This window comes from Pelagicoccus enzymogenes (assembly GCF_014803405.1).
Taxonomy (GTDB): domain Bacteria; phylum Verrucomicrobiota; class Verrucomicrobiia; order Opitutales; family Opitutaceae; genus Pelagicoccus; species Pelagicoccus enzymogenes.
In genome coordinates, this window is record NZ_JACYFG010000006.1 from 743880 (window position 1) to 759476 (window position 15597).

The following is a 15597-nucleotide window of genomic DNA, read 5'->3' on the forward strand; positions in this document are numbered from 1 at the left end:
ATGGGCCGCGGCGCCACATCAGCACCACGACCCACTATACCCCGTAACTGAAATTTTAATACACGTTCCTAAGCAGCAAGCTCAGCGGTCACTAAGTCCGCTTGAAGACCGCGCAAGGCGTGAAGCGCTGCAGAGCGCTTCGAAAACACTCGGTACGGCTCGGCCTCCTCAAGGAGATGGTCGACGTAAGAGCGAAAGGTCGCGCTGCGGAAGCTTCCGCGCTCGAGCATACGGCGCATGGCCGGAAAGTCTTGTACGACCAAAACCCTGAATCCCATGGGCAGCCACGTTTCGCGCATCGTCGCGTCCAGCAATCCCATCAGTTGTCGCTTCAAGGAGTCCTTGAGATCGCTCGCCTGTCGGGCCGCAACGGTGGAAATGCCGTTTACTGCTGTGGTCCCTTTGACTGCGTGCGTACTCATTAGATGTCCTTTCACTTGGTTTTAGTTTCTCTGAAAGATTCGTTCTTCCAGCACCCCGAGTATAGCAACGGCCGCGCCAACCCTTTAAACCGATCCCTACAGATCAAAAAAATGCAAAGCGCCCACCCCCTTTCGACACTATCCCAAAGCTGGAAGCTCCGACGCCACCCCGTCCGCCGTGCAGGAGCCGAAAAAAAAGTCGAGTTCTCCATTCACACTTAACCGTCCATCCTACAGCATCCCCCTTCCCCATGAATAGAAGCCCCTACCTTGCCAGCCTCGCAACCCTCTCGCTACTCCTCGGAGCCTGCGCCCCTTCCCCGGACGACCTCAAGCTGCCGCCACCGCCAAAGGCCACTACCCAAGTCGACCTCGCACGCTTCGACGGGAACGAAATCGGCGACCCCATCGGCGACCGTCGCCCCTGGGTCGCTCACGTGCGGGCCGTGGATCTGGACCAAGACGGCCGCCTCGACGCCATTGGCTGCGAAGCGAAGGACAGCGAGGTCGTTTGGCTGCGCCAAAGGGAGGACGGCAGCTTCCAGGAAATAAAAATAGCCACGCAAGCTCAGGCCCCGGTCCACGCCGAAGTCTACGACCTAGACGCCGACGGCGATCTCGACGTACTCGTCTCCTGCATGAATATCGTCTTCCCCAACAACGACAAGATCGGCACCCTTATGGTCTTGGAAAACGATGGCTCGCAAAACTTTACCCAACGCATCCTCCTGGAAAACGTCGATCGCGTCACCGACGCCCGGGCTGCCGACCTGGATAAGGACGGCGATCTCGACCTCGTTGTAGGACAATTTGGATACGACCAAGGAGAAGTCCGCTGGATGCGCAACCTCGGCAACTGGAACTTCGAATCCGAAACCGTCCTCCAACTCTCCGGCACTATTAACGTCACCATCGACGACTACAACGGCGACGGCTGGCTCGACTTCGCCGCCTTGGTTTCGCAGCAATGGGAAGAAATTCACCTTTTCGAGAACGACGGGAACGGCGGCTTCAAGAAGAACCGAGCGATCTGGGGCTCCACCAACGACGACTACGCCATCTCTGGAATGACGTCCGCCGACCTCAACCGCGACGGAAAGCCTGACCTTGTATTCACAAATGGCGACGGCTTCGGCCCCAACCCTGTTCCCGGCCCGCGCCCCTGGCACGGCCTGCAATGGCTGGAAAACATGGGCTCCGGATTCTTCAAGTACCACCGTATCGCCGACCTGGGCGGAGCCTACTCCCCCGTAACCGTCGACATCGACCAAGACGGCGACATGGACGTACTCGCCCTCTCCAGCTTCAACGACTGGGCCAATCCCAAAGCAGAGTCACTCATGCTCTACGAGAACGACGGCCGCATGAACTTCCAGTCAATCGTGCTCGCCCACGACCCCATCCAACTCCTCAGCATCGACGTCGGCGACTTCGACGGCGATGGCCGCTACGGCATCGTCTCCGGAGGCATGCACGCCTACGAACCCTACGAACGCATGAGCCGCTTCATGATCTGGCGCCCGCAGTAATCCCAATACCCAAACCAACTCTCCCTTGAAAAAACTGATCCCCATCGCCCTCGTCCTTGCAGGCATCGCCGCTGGATTCCTGCTCTGGCAAAAGTCGGCCAAAACCGCAGCCCTCGTCCATGACGCCACTCCCGAGATTCCCAGCACGATAGAAAACAGCGAGCTCCTAGAGCGTATCCAAATCGCAACCACACAAGCAAAAGATGGCCCAAAACCCATAGAAGGACTCGCCGAGCTCAGCCGCCTCTACCACGCAAACGGCTACACCCGAGAAGCATGGCAATGCTACGCCACCCTCGTCCTCGCGGAACCAAACGAAGCGACTTGGCAGTACCACTTTGGTCGCATCCTGGCAGGATACGGACAACTAGAAGAGGCGACCCCTCTCTTCCAGAAGACTATCGACCTCGCTCCCGACTACATCCCAGCCCGTATCCGCCTTGGAGATACGCTACTCAAACAAAATAAGTTCGAAGCAGCAGACAGCGTCTATAGCGAAACCCTTTCCAAAGACCCAGAAAACGCCTACGCCCTCGTCGGCCTCGCCCGCGTGGCCATCGCAAAGGAAGATTATTCCCTCGCGAGAACCCACTTGGAGAAAGCCGTGCAGAAGACCAACTTCCAAATCGGAGCCGACCTTCTCGGTGACGTCTACAAAAAGCTAAACCTCCCAAACCTCGAAAACCGAGTCCTGCAGCAGATGGAATGGGGCAGCTATGCCGACATCCCCGACCCTTGGTCCCTCTCCCTGATGGACGATTGCTACGATGCCTACCAAGTCTCTATCGCCGGTGGATGGGTCGCTCATCAGGGCGACGTCATCAAAGGACTCCGCTACATAAGGAAAGCCGTCGACCTCGAACCCGACAACCCCACCCTCCAATACCAGATTGGCGGCATCTACCTCAGCCTCGACGACATCGACAAGGCAGAGCCTCACTTCCGACGCTGCGTCGAGCTCCAGCCTACGCACGCTGACGCATGGCTTTCCCTCATAGAGATCGCTAAACGTCGCCAAAGCCCCACCCTCGTGCGGCGAACTTTGGACGCGGCCCTGCGAGCAGCTCCCAATTCCCCTTCCCTCAACATCGAAAAAGGCAAAGCCCTGCTCGCCCTCAGACGCTTCGACGAAGCGCTCCCGTATTTTAAAAGATCGATCGAGCTGCGCCCCCACGAGGCCGTCGGCTACATCGAACTGGCCCAAGCCTACATAAGCCAGGATCGCCTCGAAGAAGGCATGGCCCAAATGAGCGAAGCCCTCGCCCGCGAGCCCAACCACCCAGTGGTCCTTTCCACCATGGTCTTCGACTCCATCCTACGCTCCGATCGCCAAGCCGCCGACCAATGGTTCGCCCAAGTCCGCAATCAAGCCCGCATCCGCCCCAAGGAAATCGCTCAGCTGGAACAGATGTACCAAAAGCAGTTCGGGGCCCCAGCGCCTCGCTGACTTATCTTTGCCACAGCAGTCGCCCCGGGTGGGACCCTCTCCCTCTCAGTGGTGGGACGGCCGCTCCGCGGGCGTCTAACCCCATCCTACGCCAGACAGCGAATCGCCATGGCCCGCAAGGCCTCCTCCTGCTCGTTGGGACGTTCCACTATTTCCTCAAAAGCCCGAATAAACTCCAGCTGGTGGTCGATCAAAGCCTTCAAAGGAGGAAACTTTCCCGAGCTGATCAACTTGCCCATGTACCAAAGGTTTTGCGTGAAAACGTTGTAGCCGCTCTTCGTCTTCAAACCGTCGTAGAACGAAGCGTACTTGGCGGCCGCCCGCTCGAACATCGGCTTGCTGATGCTTGACCCGCTCGCCGTGATCTCGCCGCCGTCAATCAAAGCCCTCAGCTGGATCAGCAATCGGTTTCTGTTTTGCAATGAGGCAATGACCGGACGGGCGTCGTTGCCGCTGAAAAAGTGACGCCGCAAGGCCGAAAGCGTCCAGTTGATGTCACGGGCGAAAAACGCCTCGGTCGATTCGAAGAAGTCGCCTTCGCCAAAGTTTGGAGTCAGCTCCTCGACCAAAGCGCTGGTAATCTGCTTGCCCGGTTCGCCCAAGTAAGTCCCCAGCTTGCGGGTCTCCTCGATCAAGAGACGAGAGTTGCCGTTCACCTTGCTGATCAAAACTTCCACCGCGTCTCGGGCGATCGTCACCTTCATCGCCTCGCATTCGCGATTCAAAGCAGCCACCAAGGTTTCCACCCCGCCGCCCTTGGAGTCCATGCCCCCTGACGGACGGTAGTCGCCCGTCTTCTCCAAAAACTTGGCGAACCGCTTGCGCCGGTCTACCGGAGACGCCGAGATCAAGACTCCAACCTCGTCGGGATTGATTGCTTCCAGCACTTCCTGTAGATCTTCGCAAAGCTTGACCGTGCCCTCAGCCCGACCGACCTGATTGTCCGCGATAAAAGTCACGTCCTTCAGCCAAACGACGCGGCGACCGCCAAAAAGCCCCAAGGTTTGGGTCGCGTCGCGAAAACGGTTCACCGCATCCGCCACCTCGTCCACCTTGCCCGCCTGCCCGCTGATCACTTCGATCGAAAAGTCATCCGTCACATCCTTCTTCACCTCCGCCCAAATATCCTTAGCCATGCGACTGGCCAAGTAATCGTCGGGACCGGAAACGTAGATGAAGGGAGCGCTAGACATGGCCCCGAACAAAGCCCACCCCGCCGCCGGAGAAAAGAAAAATCTGGTGGGACGGGTTCCACCCCGTCCGCCTTGCAGGATCAAAACCGTAGCGCTGCTTACCTTAGGGTTGGCACTCGCGCCACGCCGCGCTGCAAGATCAAAACCACGCCCGCACCATTCAGATGCCTCTAAAACAATTCACTTAGGCCGACCGCGCAAAATATCGAAGGCCACGTACAGTCCCAACAAGAAAGACAAGACGTATCCCACGATTCCCAGTATCGGAAATCCAAATACAATCGGAGGAACATTGGAAGTCACGATCAGAGAAGACCCCACCAACAAGCAACCAATGATGATACCCAAGGTAATCTTGTTGCTGGCATCGCTGATCGCATCGTCCAAATCCTCCAGACCTCGGTGTTGGAGATTGATCTTGAGATTGTCCTTCTCGATCTTCTTGAGAATCCGCAACGCCTCCTCCGGCATCCCCTGCAGCTGCTCCAGTCCCAACAAAACGCTGTCGCGAAACGACTCGGCCATCCGCTTAGGGTTGCGACGCTCTTTCACCAGCCGCTTGAGCACGGGCTCGAACTCATCCTTCAAGTTAAACGACTCGTCCAAGGTCGCCCCCGTCTCCTCCACACAAAGGATAGCCTTGGCCATAAGAGAATAGTCCCCAGCAAGATCCACCCCGTTGCGGCCAAACACGTACAACAGACTTAAGATGGCCCGCCCGACATCGCCTTCCCCCGTATCCGCGTTGTAGTGCTCGCGGATCGCCAGATTCACGTCGCGCTCCATGCGACGACGGTCGATCGACTCGCCGGTATCCGCCAAGTTGATGCCAATCCGCGTCACCTGTTCCGCATCCGCCTTCACGAAGGCCCGAAAAAGATCCACCAAGCCATAACGCATCCGCTGCGTCAGCTGCCCGGTAGCGCCCCAATCCAAGAAACAAAGCTTCCCGTCCGGCAACACGCGGATATTCCCCGCATGTGGATCCGCATGGAAGTAGCCGCTGATCATGATTTGGTGGAACATGGAGCGGGCTCCCACCTGCGAGAGACGCCTCCCCTCCTCGCTGCCTGGAACGATCGACTCCAGCCGGCGACCTTCCACCCACTCCATCACGAGTACGCGACGAGAGCAGATGTCCTCAAATATCTTGGGCGCGCAAACCTCCTCCGGATAGGCATTGCGACGGGAAAAGAACGAAAGCCCCCGCGCCTCCCGGCGAAAGTCGAGCTCGCGCTCCAAACCGTCGCGCATCGTCTCGATCACGTCCGGCAAGTTAATCGGTCTCAGATCCTCGATCCGCTCATGGGCCTGCTTTGCCAGCCACATCAAAATGTCGAAATCCGCATCGATCACCTTTTCCAAGGCAGGGCGCTGGATCTTGACCGCTACCAACTCCCCCGTCAAAGCCAAGCGGGCTCGATGCACCTGCGCCATCGAGGCTCCCGCAATCGCCTCCTCATCGAATTCCGAAAAAACCGCATGATAGTCCTGCCCCAAGCCCTCCTCCAAAATCGGGCGTATCTGCTCAAAGGATACGGGAGGTACCTTCTCCTGCAGCTTCCTGAGCTCCTTGATAAGCGGTTCGGGAACGACATCCGGACGCATGCTCAGCAGCTGGCCAAACTTGATAAAGGTCGGCCCCAGCTCCTCCATGACTATCCGCAATCGCTCCCACTGGCTGCGCTTGTGAGGAGCGATCTTGCCAAGGGCGCTCAGCAAACGTGGCGGGAGATCCAGCTTCTGCAGGAGGTCCGCGAAGCCATACCGCGCCAAAACCGTGACGATCTCCTTGGCTCTCACTGCATTGGCGATGAACTCGAATGGCTTTAATGACATAGGGACAGGATCTGGGTATGCAGGGAGAGGGCGCCGTGGACTACGAGCGACCCACGGCGTGACAAGAGAGATTCAAGTTCGTAACAGAATAGACTAGTCGGCGACCTTGGCAGGCGACTCTTTCTCCAGAGCAGCCAACCTCGCTTCCACTGCGGCAAGCTTCGTCTCCAAGCTTTCGATACGCTCGGCCTGACCACGCCCCAGCTTCTTGAGCATCGAGTCGAAGCGATCCTCCAGAGACTTGGAAGCCTCCTCGAACTCCTGCTTGCCTTCGTCGGCGATCTTCTTCGCCGCTTCCTTCGCGTCGGTCGCAGAAAGCTTCCCCTTCTCGACCAATTCATTCAGGGCCTTTTCTGCCTTCTCCGTACTAATCGCCGCGGCGCCAACCCCAGCGAGCATCACTTTCTTAATGGCATCGATCATAGATAAAAACCTAATCACGAAGCTGAAGCGACAGCAACGCAAAATTCTATTTCACGATACGCAAGGTAGCGGCCACCCTCTCAGAGGACTCAGTATCTGGAGGGACAGGTGATCGTGTCGCTACGCTCGGCGCCACCTCGTCCGCGCTTCATGATCAAAATCGATACGCCACAGGTCGCCCGATACCCAAAAAACCCATTGCTCCCCTCCAGCCAATTCCTATTCCTCCCCTCATGGCTGAAGCAAAACCGATCACCTCCATCCTTTTCGTCTGCATGGGCAACATCTGCCGCTCGCCCTCCGGCGAAAACGTAATGAGAAAGCTGCTCGAAGACGCAGGGCTAAGCGACAAGGTTCGTTGCGACTCCGCCGGCACCATCGGATACCACACCGGCAACCCTCCCGACCCGCGCATGAGCGCCGCCGGCCGCAAACGCGGCTTGCCCATGACCGGCTCCGCCCGCCAGGTCACTCCCCAAGACCTCGATCGCTTCGATCTCGTTCTCGCGATGGACAACGAAAACTTCGCCGACCTAGAACGCATCTCCACCCCCGAAAACCACCACAAGATCAAACGTTTCTGCGATTTCTGCATCCAATATTCGGATACTGAAGTTCCCGACCCCTACTACGGAGGCGCCCAGGGTTTCGAACACGTGCTCGACCTCCTCGAAGACGGCTGCCAGCAAATTATCAATCAAATCGAGAAGTAGGAGCGACCCTGGTCGCGAACAATCTGTGGAAGCGTGCTTGCCTCGCGATCTTAGATTCCCAATCCACCACGCCACCAACGTAATAGAAATTGTCCGACCGCCACCTCATAGAAGCCGCCCTATCCGAGCACTCAGGACGCCCCTTTACCATCGAATCCCAACAATCGATCGGAGGCGGCTGCATCAACGACGCCTACCGCATACAAGGAAACGACGGCCCAAGCTACTTCGTCAAAGCAAACAACAAATCCTTCCTCCCCGCCTTCGCCTCTGAAGCCAATGCCCTGCGCGAGCTTGCTGCCACACAGACGGTTAGCGTGCCAGAGGTCATCGATGCCATCGAAGGCGAAAACCAATCGTACTTGATCCTCGAATACATCGAAGCCCGCTCCTCGCAATCCGGCAACTGGGAAACGCTCGGCCACCAACTCGCCCAGCTCCACAAAATCGAACAACCCCACTTCGGCTGGCAGGAAAACAACCTCATCGGAGCCACCCCCCAACCCAATCCCCGCTCCCAGGCCTGGCCCGAATTCTTCCGCGAGCGCCGCATCCAGCACCAACTAGCCCTCTGCGCCAGACGCGGCTACGAGTTGCCACACGCTGAACAGCTGCTGGAAGCCATTCCCTCCTTTTTCGAAAACTACACGCCGTACCCCAGCCTGCTGCACGGCGACCTCTGGTCCGGCAACGTCTCCTTCTCCAGCGACGGCAGCCCCTTCATCTACGACCCCGCCAGCTACTACGGCGACCGCGAAGCTGACATCGCGTTTACCGAATTCTTTGGCGGCTTCCCCAAAAAATTCTACCAAGCGTACCATGAGAAGCTGCCATTGGATTCCGGATACGAGCGGCGAAAGACGCTCTACAACCTCTACCACTGCCTCAACCACCTCTACCTCTTCGGCGCCAGCTATGCAGCCCAAGCCGAGCAAATGACTCGCCAACTCCTCTCAAGATAGGAATACAGTAGCCGAAACAACCTTCCATCCTCCTCCTTCCAACTTCACCGCTTAGCACCATGTCCCTTCTCGAAGCCATCCTCCTCGGCATCATCCAAGGCCTCACCGAATTCCTCCCCGTTAGCAGCAGCGGACACCTCGAGCTCGGCAAAGCCATCCTCGGCATCGAAACCACCGAAGACGTGACCTTCACCGTCGTGGTGCACGGAGCCACCGTGCTCTCCACCATGGTGATCTTCTGGCGAGATATACTCGATTTGCTGCGCGGACTCTTCTCCACCGACTGGAACGAATCGAAGAAATACATCGCCATGCTGCTCTGGTCCTCCATCCCCGTCGTCATCGTCGGCCTCTTCTTCAAGGAAGAAGTGGAAAGCCTCTTCACCGGCAACGTCCTGCTCGTCGGCTGCATGCTGCTCGTAACTGGAGCCTTGCTCTCCTTCACCTACTACTCCCCCAAAGAAGGCGGCCCCGTCACCTTCAAGAAAGCGATTATCATCGGCATTTCCCAAGCCATCGCCGTCATGCCCGGCATCTCCCGCTCCGGATCCACCATCGCCACCGGACTGCTGCTCGGCGTGGACAAGAGCAAGGTCGCCCGCTTCTCCTTCCTCATGGTCCTCATCCCCATCATCGGGGCCAACTGCAAGGACATCCTCGACGGCGGCATGGCCAACTCCGTCGTCGCTCCCCTGCCCCTGCTCGCCGGGGCCATCGCCGCCTTCATATCCGGCGTGCTCGCATGCAAGTGGATGATCTCCATCGTCACCCGTGGGAAGCTCATCTACTTCGCCTACTACTGCTTCGCCGCCGGCGCCATCGCCATCGCCGCCCACTTCATCGCCTAGCAGGAGCGACCTCGGTCGCGATCCACAGGTAGCGTCTGGAGGGACGGGTTCCACCCCTTCCTCGCGGCCACTCTCTCCAAAAACGTCAAGCGCGCCGCCTCCTCGCTCACCAGCCGCTCGGCCTCCCTTTCCAAACGCAAGGAACTCCCCTCTTCCCGCACCAAGCAGCCCCATCCCACCGGTACCTCCCCCAGGTTCTTGAGCACCCCCTCCTCCACTACCAGATAGCAAAAGTTCGCCGCCCCATAGCGAGCGATCCGCGAAAACTTCACCCCATCCGCCAGCTTTCGCTCCAGCAAGGCCAGCCGCGACACCAGCCGCCTCCACCGCTCGTGCCGCAAATCCCCGAAATCGTAAGCATCGTATTCGCGGAACAAGGACAAGCCCTGCCGGCACTCCGGCAAATGCACCCGCAGCAAGCCACGCAGGCGCTCCACCTCCTCCGCCACCCCCTCCAACTCGCTCCGCGCCTCGCCCTCCACACTCGCATCCCGCAGGAAATCCGCCCGGCTCTGCTTGCACTCCAGCGCGAAGGTCTCACCCAGCACCCCCATTCGCCCCGACGCCCGATAGCCCGCCACGTCCACCCGATACGGCGAAAGCGGCAAACGCACCTCCGTCGCCGCCGCCCGACACCCCTGCAGCCTGAGCCACTCCATCGAGAGTCGCTTCAGCTCCCGATGCCGACGCGACTCGCCTTTCGCCCTCTGCGAATCCAAGTTATCTCCAACCATCCCCCAAAGTATCGCAGCGCCTCCGACATCCCCCGCCCCATCCTCAAAACTTATCGACCCTCAGCAAACTTCCTAGGCAAAAAAATTCCCCGCCATTCGCCCTTCACTTTTCCCAAATCACAATTCAAACCTCCTCCACCATGAAACTCGGATTCCTCGCATCGCACGGCGGCTCAAACATGCAAGCCATCCTCGACGGCTGCGCCGCAGGCCGCATTCCCGCCAGCCCTGCCCTGCTCATCTGCAACAATCCCGGAGCCGGCGCCCTCGACCGTGCCGCCAAAGCCGGCATGCCCGCCCGGGTCCTCAACGGCCAGACCCACCCCGATCCCGCCGATCTCGACGCCGCCATCCTCGACGCCCTTCGCGCCGCCCAAGTCGACCTCGTCATCCTCGCCGGCTACATGAAGAAGATCGGCCCCCAGCTCCTCGCCAGCTACCAAAACCGCATCCTCAACATCCACCCCGCCCTCCTGCCCAAATTCGGCGGCCAAGGCATGTTCGGCATGCACGTGCACCGCGCCGTCATCGCCGCTGGCGAAACCGAGTCCGGCGCCACTGTGCACCTTATCGACGAAGTCTACGATGAAGGCCCCATCCTCCAACAAGCCCGCGTCCCCGTCCTCCCCGGCGACACCCCCGAGACCCTCCAGCTCCGCGTCCTCGAGCAAGAGCACCAGCTCTACCCCGACACCATCGCCAAAATCGCCACCGGCCAAATCCAGCTCCCGTAGGGCGCGGGCTTTACTGCCCGTCCCGCAACTCCCCCATCCCCGCCCCTCCTCAAATTTCCCGCAACAAATCCTTGAATCCGCGCCCGGCTTCCACAGCGTCATCGGCTTCCCTTTCAACAGCCAAGATGCCCGGTCCCTCCAAGCAATCCCAGAAGTCCATCAAACGAGTCAAAGACGGCGTACGCCGCTTCCTCGAAACCATGGCGGGAGAGCAACAAGAGCCTGAAGAGGACGAAAGCCCATCTCCCGCTTCCCCTTCTCGCAGCGACACCCAGGACCTCCCCGACGACCTCGTCCGCATCGCCCAGCTGGAAAGCGAAACCCTGGCCGCCGAGCGCCGCCAAATCGAAAAGTGGCGCGCCGAGCTCGAAGCCACCCTGCGCGACCGCGAGGAACGCCAAGCCTACTTCGCCGACCTCGCCGCCGAACGCGAGTCCCGCTTCAAGCTCATGCTGGAGAGTGCCCAAGCCCAGCTCGCCGGCCGCCCTCCTGTCGAGGAACCGGAGCCCGCAGAGGAAGAACCCGAAGCGCCAACCGCTCCCATCGCCGAGCCCATCCCCGCCGGACCTTACAACACGCCCACTCTCGAACTTCTCGAAGCCTCCAGCATCGAAGACGCCATCCTCGTTTCACCCGAAACCCTCGAGGAACAAGAGCTCAAGCTGCAAGGCGTGCTGGATAACTTCGCCGTCGACGCCATGGTCTACGACGCCGTGGTCGGCCCCCGCGTCACCCAGTTCCGCATCCGCCCCGGCATCGGCGTCCGCGTCGAAAAAATCTCCGGCCTGCAAAAAAACATTTCCCTCAACCTCGCCCAAACCAACGTCCGCATCCAAGCCCCCATCCCGGGCGAGCCCTTCGTGGGCGTGGAAATCGGCAACGGCAACACCCTGCCCATCCGCCTGCGCTCCGTCTTCGAGTCCAAGGCCTGGCAACACGGCAGCGAGACCATCCCGCTCGCCATCGGCATGGACATCCAGGGCAAGATCATCGTCGCCGACCTCGCCAAAGCCCCGCACCTGCTCATCGCCGGAGCCACCGGCTCCGGCAAGTCGGTCTGCATGAGCAACCTCATCGTCAGCCTGCTCTACAAGTTCACCCCCGCGGAGCTGGAGCTCGTCCTCATCGACCCCAAACGCGTCGAGTTCGGACTCTTCAAAGAAGTCCCCCACCTCATCCACCCCGTCGTCGGCGACCCCAAGACCGCCGTCCTCCTCCTCAAATGGGTGGTCAAGGAGATGGAGAACCGCTACGAGATCCTCGCCGAAAAGCAGGTCCGCAACATCGCCAGCTACAACGCCAAGGCCGAAGCCCAAGGCTTCGACAAGATGCCCTTCATGGTCGTCATCATCGACGAGCTGGCCGACCTCATGATGACCTCCAAAGGCGAGGCCGAAGCCTCCCTCGCCCGCATCGCCCAGCTCTCCCGCGCCGTAGGCATCCACACCATCATCGCCACCCAGCGCCCCTCCGTCAACGTCATCACCGGCGTCATCAAGGCCAACTACCCCACCCGCATCGCCTTCCAAGTCTCCTCCATCGTCGACTCCCGCACCATCCTCGACTGCAAAGGCGCCGAGTCCCTGCTCGGCCAAGGCGACATGCTCTTCAACCCGCCCGGCTTCGCCCGCCTCGTCCGTATCCAAAGCCCCATGGTGCAAGACGAAGAACTCACCCGCGTCGTCACCCACGTCTCCGCCGCCCAACCCGATCGCAACCGCGTCGACCTCAGCTCCTTCACCCAATCCAGCGAAGGCACCGCCGAATCCCTCGCCGACGGAGCCGACGACCTCTACATGCAAGCCCTCGCCATCGTGGCCGAGACCCAAAAAGCCAGCACCAGCTACCTGCAGCGCCGCCTCCGCATCGGCTACAACCGCGCCGCCACTCTCATCGAAGAAATGGAAGACCGCTTCCACATCGGCCCCCAAAACGGCTCCACCCCCCGCGAAGTCTTCGTCACCCAGGAGGACCTCCAACAATGAGCCGCCCAAACCACGTAGGGCTGGCGCTCGCGCCACGCCGCAACAACCCGATCCCAATGTGGCACGGCCGTGGGCGCTTCGCTTTGTCGTCGCAGGAGCTCCTCGGTACCGCGGGCGTTTCCCCCACAACCCGATCCGTAGGGCGCGGGCTTTACTGCCCGTCCCGCACTGCAGGATCCCCCACAACCCCATCCGTAGGGTTGGACCTTGGTCCAGACCGCACTGCAGGACCCCTCTCCCCTCTTCGTGCCCCTTCGTGGCCCTTCGTGGGCAAATCCCCCCTCACCCTTCACCCCCTCCTTCACCGCGCCTAGCATGGACATTCTCTCCATCAACGACCTGCTCGACGCCCTAGAAGAGCACGGACCTGAAAAGGTCATCAAGGCCACCCGCAAGAAGCCCATTTCCAGCTTTGCCCTGCGCAGCCTGTATTCAGAATACGCGGACAACGAGGAATACCTCCTCTTCCTCGCCCAGTACCCCCTCCTTCCCTCCGAGCTGGCCCAAAGCATCGCCGCCGACCTCAAGACTAAACAGGTCGCCATTGCCACCGCCCTCGCCAGCAACCCCCGCACCCCCGCCCAATCCCTCGGCCTGCTGGCCACCCACTCCTCCGCCAGCGTACGCATCGCCGTCGCCAACAATCCCAACCTCAGCCCCAAGGAGTGCCAAACCCTCGCCCAAGACGAGGCCCCCTTCGCTCGGGCGGCCATCGCCCAAAACCCAAGCCTGCCCAATTACCTGCAGTTCATCCTCGCCACCGACGACGAACCCGCCGTCAAGATCGCCCTCGCCGGACGCGAAAACCTCGACGGCGACGTAGCCCACTGCCTCAGCCGCGATTCCTCTGCCCTCGTCAAGGCCGCTCTCCTGCAAAACAAGTACCTCGATCCCGAGCTCTTCCAGATGTGGGCCGACTCCGACGACGAAGTCCTGCAGTCCCTCATCCAACGCCGGGCCGACAAATTTCCCGCCTCCGTACGCAACTCCCTGCGCTACTCGCCCCACCCCAGCGTACGCTTCCCCGCCCTCGACAGCAGCCCGCTCTCCCTCCCGGAAATGCTCTGGCTGGCCGAGTCCGACACTATCGAGGACCGCGTCCACCTCGCCCAGAAGCCCGATCTTCCGGCGGCCATCCAACGTATCCTCGCTCAGGATACATCGGCCAAGGTGAGACGCTACCTCGCCGCCAGCGCCAGCATCCAGCAAGACATCGCTGAACGCGTTGCCACCTCCCACGACCTGCAAGCCTGCATCGCCCTTGCCAAGAATCCCAAGGCCAGCCCCGAGCTCCTCAACGAGCTCTGCCTGCACTCCGACCCCCAAGTCGCCACCCTCGTCGCCTACCGCGACGACCTCAGCGACCACCACTGGGACCTGCTCATCAACCAGCGCAGCGACAACACCGTAGCCGAACACATCGCATTCCAAGCCATCGATTACCCTGATATCGAAGCCACCGTAGCCGAACGCTTCGCCACCAGTCCCAATCCCTCCCTGCGGGCCTTCGCCGCCGCAGCCTTCGATATTCCGCCTGCCGCCCTCGCCACTCTCAGCCACGACATCTGCGAAAAAGTGCGCGAATCCGTCGCCAGCAACCCCAACGTGCCCGAGCCCCAGCTCCGCGAGCTCTGCTACGACGAGAACCAAGACATCGCCAACGCCGCCGAAAAGACCATTGCCCTGCGTCTCCAAGCAGCGAATACACCCCAGAAAACACAAACTTTCCAAAAAACCGAAACCGCGGCTCGCCAAAGCGGCGCCCGCAAAACCATTCTCAAAAACATCCTAAGCTTCTTTAAGGAATAACAAGACATGGCAAAGAAACCACAAAAGCTCGCACCTCTGACCTTCGAAGAAATCGTACTTCGCGGCGACAGCGAAACCATCCGCCAAGCCCTCGAAGCCCGCACCAAGATCGACACCCTGCTCGAAGAACGCGAAGCTGCCTACCAGCGCATCAGCGAACTCGAGAGTCAAGTCGAGTCCATCGTCGGCGAAGAAGGCGTATTCCCCTTCCCAGCTCCTCCCGCTCCCGTATCCGCTTTTCCAGCACCGGCACCAGCGAAGAAGGCTGCCAAGAAAGCCGCTCCTAAGCCAGCCAAGGAAGAAGAGCCCAAGACTGAAGAGGCTCCCGAATCCGAAAAGCCAGCCGAGGAAGAGGAGTAAGCCAAGGTGGGTCGGCCGCTCCGCGGGCGACAAAACACCTTAGTGTTCCTTCGTGGGCAAATAACACCCTATGCCGAATAACATGTCCATAGACGAGCTCGTCGCGGTCAACTCTCTGCTCATCGAGCGAGAGACCTGCCTCGCCGACCTCAGTCACATCGAGAGCACCATCTCGGACATCCTCGGCACGCCCTACCCCTTCGACGCTCCGCAGGTCGAACTTCCCTCCCAGAAAAAAGGCAAGCGAGCCAAGGCCCTCAAACAGCCCAAAGCCAAAGCTGCCCCCAAGATCCGCCGCCTCAAAGAGGGCGAGACCGGTTACCGCGTCACCCTCACCGAAAACGGCGAAACCAAGACCCACGACCTGCTCGACTTCGCCCCCTTCCAAAAGCTCTTGGCGAAGCCCCTCCCCCACCACCGTATCCAATCCGTGGCTACCCTCGACGACACCCTAAACGTCGCCGACACCCTCTACGAACTCACGTAGCGCTGAGCTTTAGCCAGCGTCCGCATTGCAGGATCAAGTAGGGCTGTCGCTCGCGACACGCCGCAGCTCATGACTTCCTAAGTCCACACTGCACGATCCCCACCACACCAAG

15 protein-coding genes are annotated in these 15597 nt (G+C 60.1%); 10 read left to right on the plus strand and 5 right to left on the minus strand.

The features are described 5' to 3' along the window. Nucleotides 1-68: 68 nt before the first annotated feature. Nucleotides 69-422, minus strand: a complete 354-nt coding sequence (locus IEN85_RS05500) for a hypothetical protein (protein WP_191616063.1) — start codon at nucleotides 420-422, stop codon at nucleotides 69-71. 251 nt (nucleotides 423-673) lie between these two features. Between IEN85_RS05500 and IEN85_RS05505 the strand changes: the two genes are divergently transcribed. Together IEN85_RS05505 and IEN85_RS05510 are read left to right on the plus strand one after the other, a co-directional pair. After that, nucleotides 674-1951: an FG-GAP repeat domain-containing protein gene (locus IEN85_RS05505; RefSeq protein ID WP_191616064.1), complete on the plus strand. Its 1278-nt coding sequence runs from the start codon at nucleotides 674-676 to the stop codon at nucleotides 1949-1951. 25 nt (nucleotides 1952-1976) lie between these two features. Next, nucleotides 1977-3398: a tetratricopeptide repeat protein gene (locus IEN85_RS05510; protein ID WP_191616065.1), complete on the plus strand. Its 1422-nt coding sequence runs from the start codon at nucleotides 1977-1979 to the stop codon at nucleotides 3396-3398. A gap of 86 nt (nucleotides 3399-3484) precedes the next feature. Here the strand turns inward: IEN85_RS05510 and holA are convergent, their stop codons facing one another. The 3 genes from holA to IEN85_RS05525 all read right to left on the minus strand — a co-directional run bounded on the left by holA (nucleotide 3485) and on the right by IEN85_RS05525 (nucleotide 6853). Continuing rightward, complete coding sequence (gene holA / locus IEN85_RS05515) at nucleotides 3485-4591, minus strand: DNA polymerase III subunit delta (protein ID WP_191616066.1); 1107 nt, start codon at nucleotides 4589-4591, stop codon at nucleotides 3485-3487. Nucleotides 4592-4771: 180 nt separating this feature from the next. Then, on the minus strand, nucleotides 4772-6430 hold the full coding sequence (locus tag IEN85_RS05520) for an ABC1 kinase family protein (RefSeq protein ID WP_191616067.1): 1659 nt from the start codon (nucleotides 6428-6430) through the stop codon (nucleotides 4772-4774). A 93-nt stretch (nucleotides 6431-6523) separates the two neighbouring features. Beyond that, nucleotides 6524-6853 (minus strand): phasin family protein, encoded by a 330-nt coding sequence (locus IEN85_RS05525; protein WP_191616068.1) that lies wholly within the window; start codon nucleotides 6851-6853, stop codon nucleotides 6524-6526. A 233-nt stretch (nucleotides 6854-7086) separates the two neighbouring features. Here IEN85_RS05525 and IEN85_RS05530 point away from each other — a divergent pair, with 233 nt between their 5' ends. The 3 genes from IEN85_RS05530 to IEN85_RS05540 all read left to right on the plus strand — a co-directional run bounded on the left by IEN85_RS05530 (nucleotide 7087) and on the right by IEN85_RS05540 (nucleotide 9376). Beyond that, nucleotides 7087-7566: a low molecular weight protein-tyrosine-phosphatase gene (locus IEN85_RS05530; protein ID WP_191616069.1), complete on the plus strand. Its 480-nt coding sequence runs from the start codon at nucleotides 7087-7089 to the stop codon at nucleotides 7564-7566. Nucleotides 7567-7655: 89 nt separating this feature from the next. Continuing rightward, entirely contained in the window at nucleotides 7656-8528 is an 873-nt protein-coding gene (locus IEN85_RS05535; RefSeq protein WP_191616070.1) for a fructosamine kinase family protein, read from the plus strand. Nucleotides 8529-8587: 59 nt separating this feature from the next. Continuing rightward, nucleotides 8588-9376 (plus strand): undecaprenyl-diphosphate phosphatase, encoded by a 789-nt coding sequence (locus IEN85_RS05540; protein ID WP_191616071.1) that lies wholly within the window; start codon nucleotides 8588-8590, stop codon nucleotides 9374-9376. On the opposite strand, the gene IEN85_RS05545 is transcribed toward IEN85_RS05540, so the two are convergent. Next, nucleotides 9373-10110, minus strand: coding sequence for a hypothetical protein (locus IEN85_RS05545; protein WP_191616072.1), 738 nt, complete (start codon nucleotides 10108-10110; stop codon nucleotides 9373-9375). The genes IEN85_RS05540 and IEN85_RS05545 overlap by 4 nt on opposite strands. Before the next feature lie 140 nt (nucleotides 10111-10250). Here IEN85_RS05545 and purN point away from each other — a divergent pair, with 140 nt between their 5' ends. From purN to IEN85_RS05570, 5 genes are all read left to right on the plus strand, one after another. Beyond that, on the plus strand, nucleotides 10251-10844 hold the full coding sequence (purN, locus tag IEN85_RS05550) for a phosphoribosylglycinamide formyltransferase (RefSeq protein WP_191616073.1): 594 nt from the start codon (nucleotides 10251-10253) through the stop codon (nucleotides 10842-10844). A gap of 125 nt (nucleotides 10845-10969) precedes the next feature. Then, nucleotides 10970-12829 carry a DNA translocase FtsK gene (locus tag IEN85_RS05555; protein WP_191616074.1) on the plus strand — a complete coding sequence of 620 codons (1860 nt, stop codon included), beginning with the start codon at nucleotides 10970-10972 and terminating at the stop codon, nucleotides 12827-12829. A 315-nt stretch (nucleotides 12830-13144) separates the two neighbouring features. After that, the gene (locus IEN85_RS05560) at nucleotides 13145-14638 is read left to right on the plus strand and encodes a hypothetical protein (RefSeq protein ID WP_191616075.1); all 1494 of its coding nucleotides are present in this window, start codon (nucleotides 13145-13147) and stop codon (nucleotides 14636-14638) included. 6 nt (nucleotides 14639-14644) lie between these two features. Continuing rightward, the gene (locus IEN85_RS05565; RefSeq protein WP_191616076.1) at nucleotides 14645-14998 is read left to right on the plus strand and encodes a hypothetical protein; all 354 of its coding nucleotides are present in this window, start codon (nucleotides 14645-14647) and stop codon (nucleotides 14996-14998) included. Between the two features lie 82 nt (nucleotides 14999-15080). Continuing rightward, nucleotides 15081-15485, plus strand: coding sequence for a hypothetical protein (locus tag IEN85_RS05570; protein ID WP_191616077.1), 405 nt, complete (start codon nucleotides 15081-15083; stop codon nucleotides 15483-15485). Nucleotides 15486-15597 lie beyond the last annotated feature (112 nt).

What these genes read in the sequence shown, in the direction of transcription:
- IEN85_RS05560 (WP_191616075.1), top strand. Translation starts at nt 13,145, where the DNA reads ATGGACATTCTCTCCATCAACGACCTGCTCGACGCCCTAGAAGAGCAC.
- IEN85_RS05540 (WP_191616071.1), top strand. Translation starts at nt 8,588, where the DNA reads ATGTCCCTTCTCGAAGCCATCCTCCTCGGCATCATCCAAGGCCTCACC.
- IEN85_RS05520 (WP_191616067.1), bottom strand. Translation starts at nt 6,430, where the DNA reads ATGTCATTAAAGCCATTCGAGTTCATCGCCAATGCAGTGAGAGCCAAG.
- purN (WP_191616073.1), top strand. Translation starts at nt 10,251, where the DNA reads ATGAAACTCGGATTCCTCGCATCGCACGGCGGCTCAAACATGCAAGCC.
- IEN85_RS05530 (WP_191616069.1), top strand. Translation starts at nt 7,087, where the DNA reads ATGGCTGAAGCAAAACCGATCACCTCCATCCTTTTCGTCTGCATGGGC.
- IEN85_RS05570 (WP_191616077.1), top strand. Translation starts at nt 15,081, where the DNA reads ATGTCCATAGACGAGCTCGTCGCGGTCAACTCTCTGCTCATCGAGCGA.
- IEN85_RS05565 (WP_191616076.1), top strand. Translation starts at nt 14,645, where the DNA reads ATGGCAAAGAAACCACAAAAGCTCGCACCTCTGACCTTCGAAGAAATC.
- IEN85_RS05505 (WP_191616064.1), top strand. Translation starts at nt 674, where the DNA reads ATGAATAGAAGCCCCTACCTTGCCAGCCTCGCAACCCTCTCGCTACTC.
- IEN85_RS05525 (WP_191616068.1), bottom strand. Translation starts at nt 6,853, where the DNA reads ATGATCGATGCCATTAAGAAAGTGATGCTCGCTGGGGTTGGCGCCGCG.
- holA (WP_191616066.1), bottom strand. Translation starts at nt 4,591, where the DNA reads ATGTCTAGCGCTCCCTTCATCTACGTTTCCGGTCCCGACGATTACTTG.
- IEN85_RS05555 (WP_191616074.1), top strand. Translation starts at nt 10,970, where the DNA reads ATGCCCGGTCCCTCCAAGCAATCCCAGAAGTCCATCAAACGAGTCAAA.
- IEN85_RS05500 (WP_191616063.1), bottom strand. Translation starts at nt 422, where the DNA reads ATGAGTACGCACGCAGTCAAAGGGACCACAGCAGTAAACGGCATTTCC.
- IEN85_RS05545 (WP_191616072.1), bottom strand. Translation starts at nt 10,110, where the DNA reads ATGGTTGGAGATAACTTGGATTCGCAGAGGGCGAAAGGCGAGTCGCGT.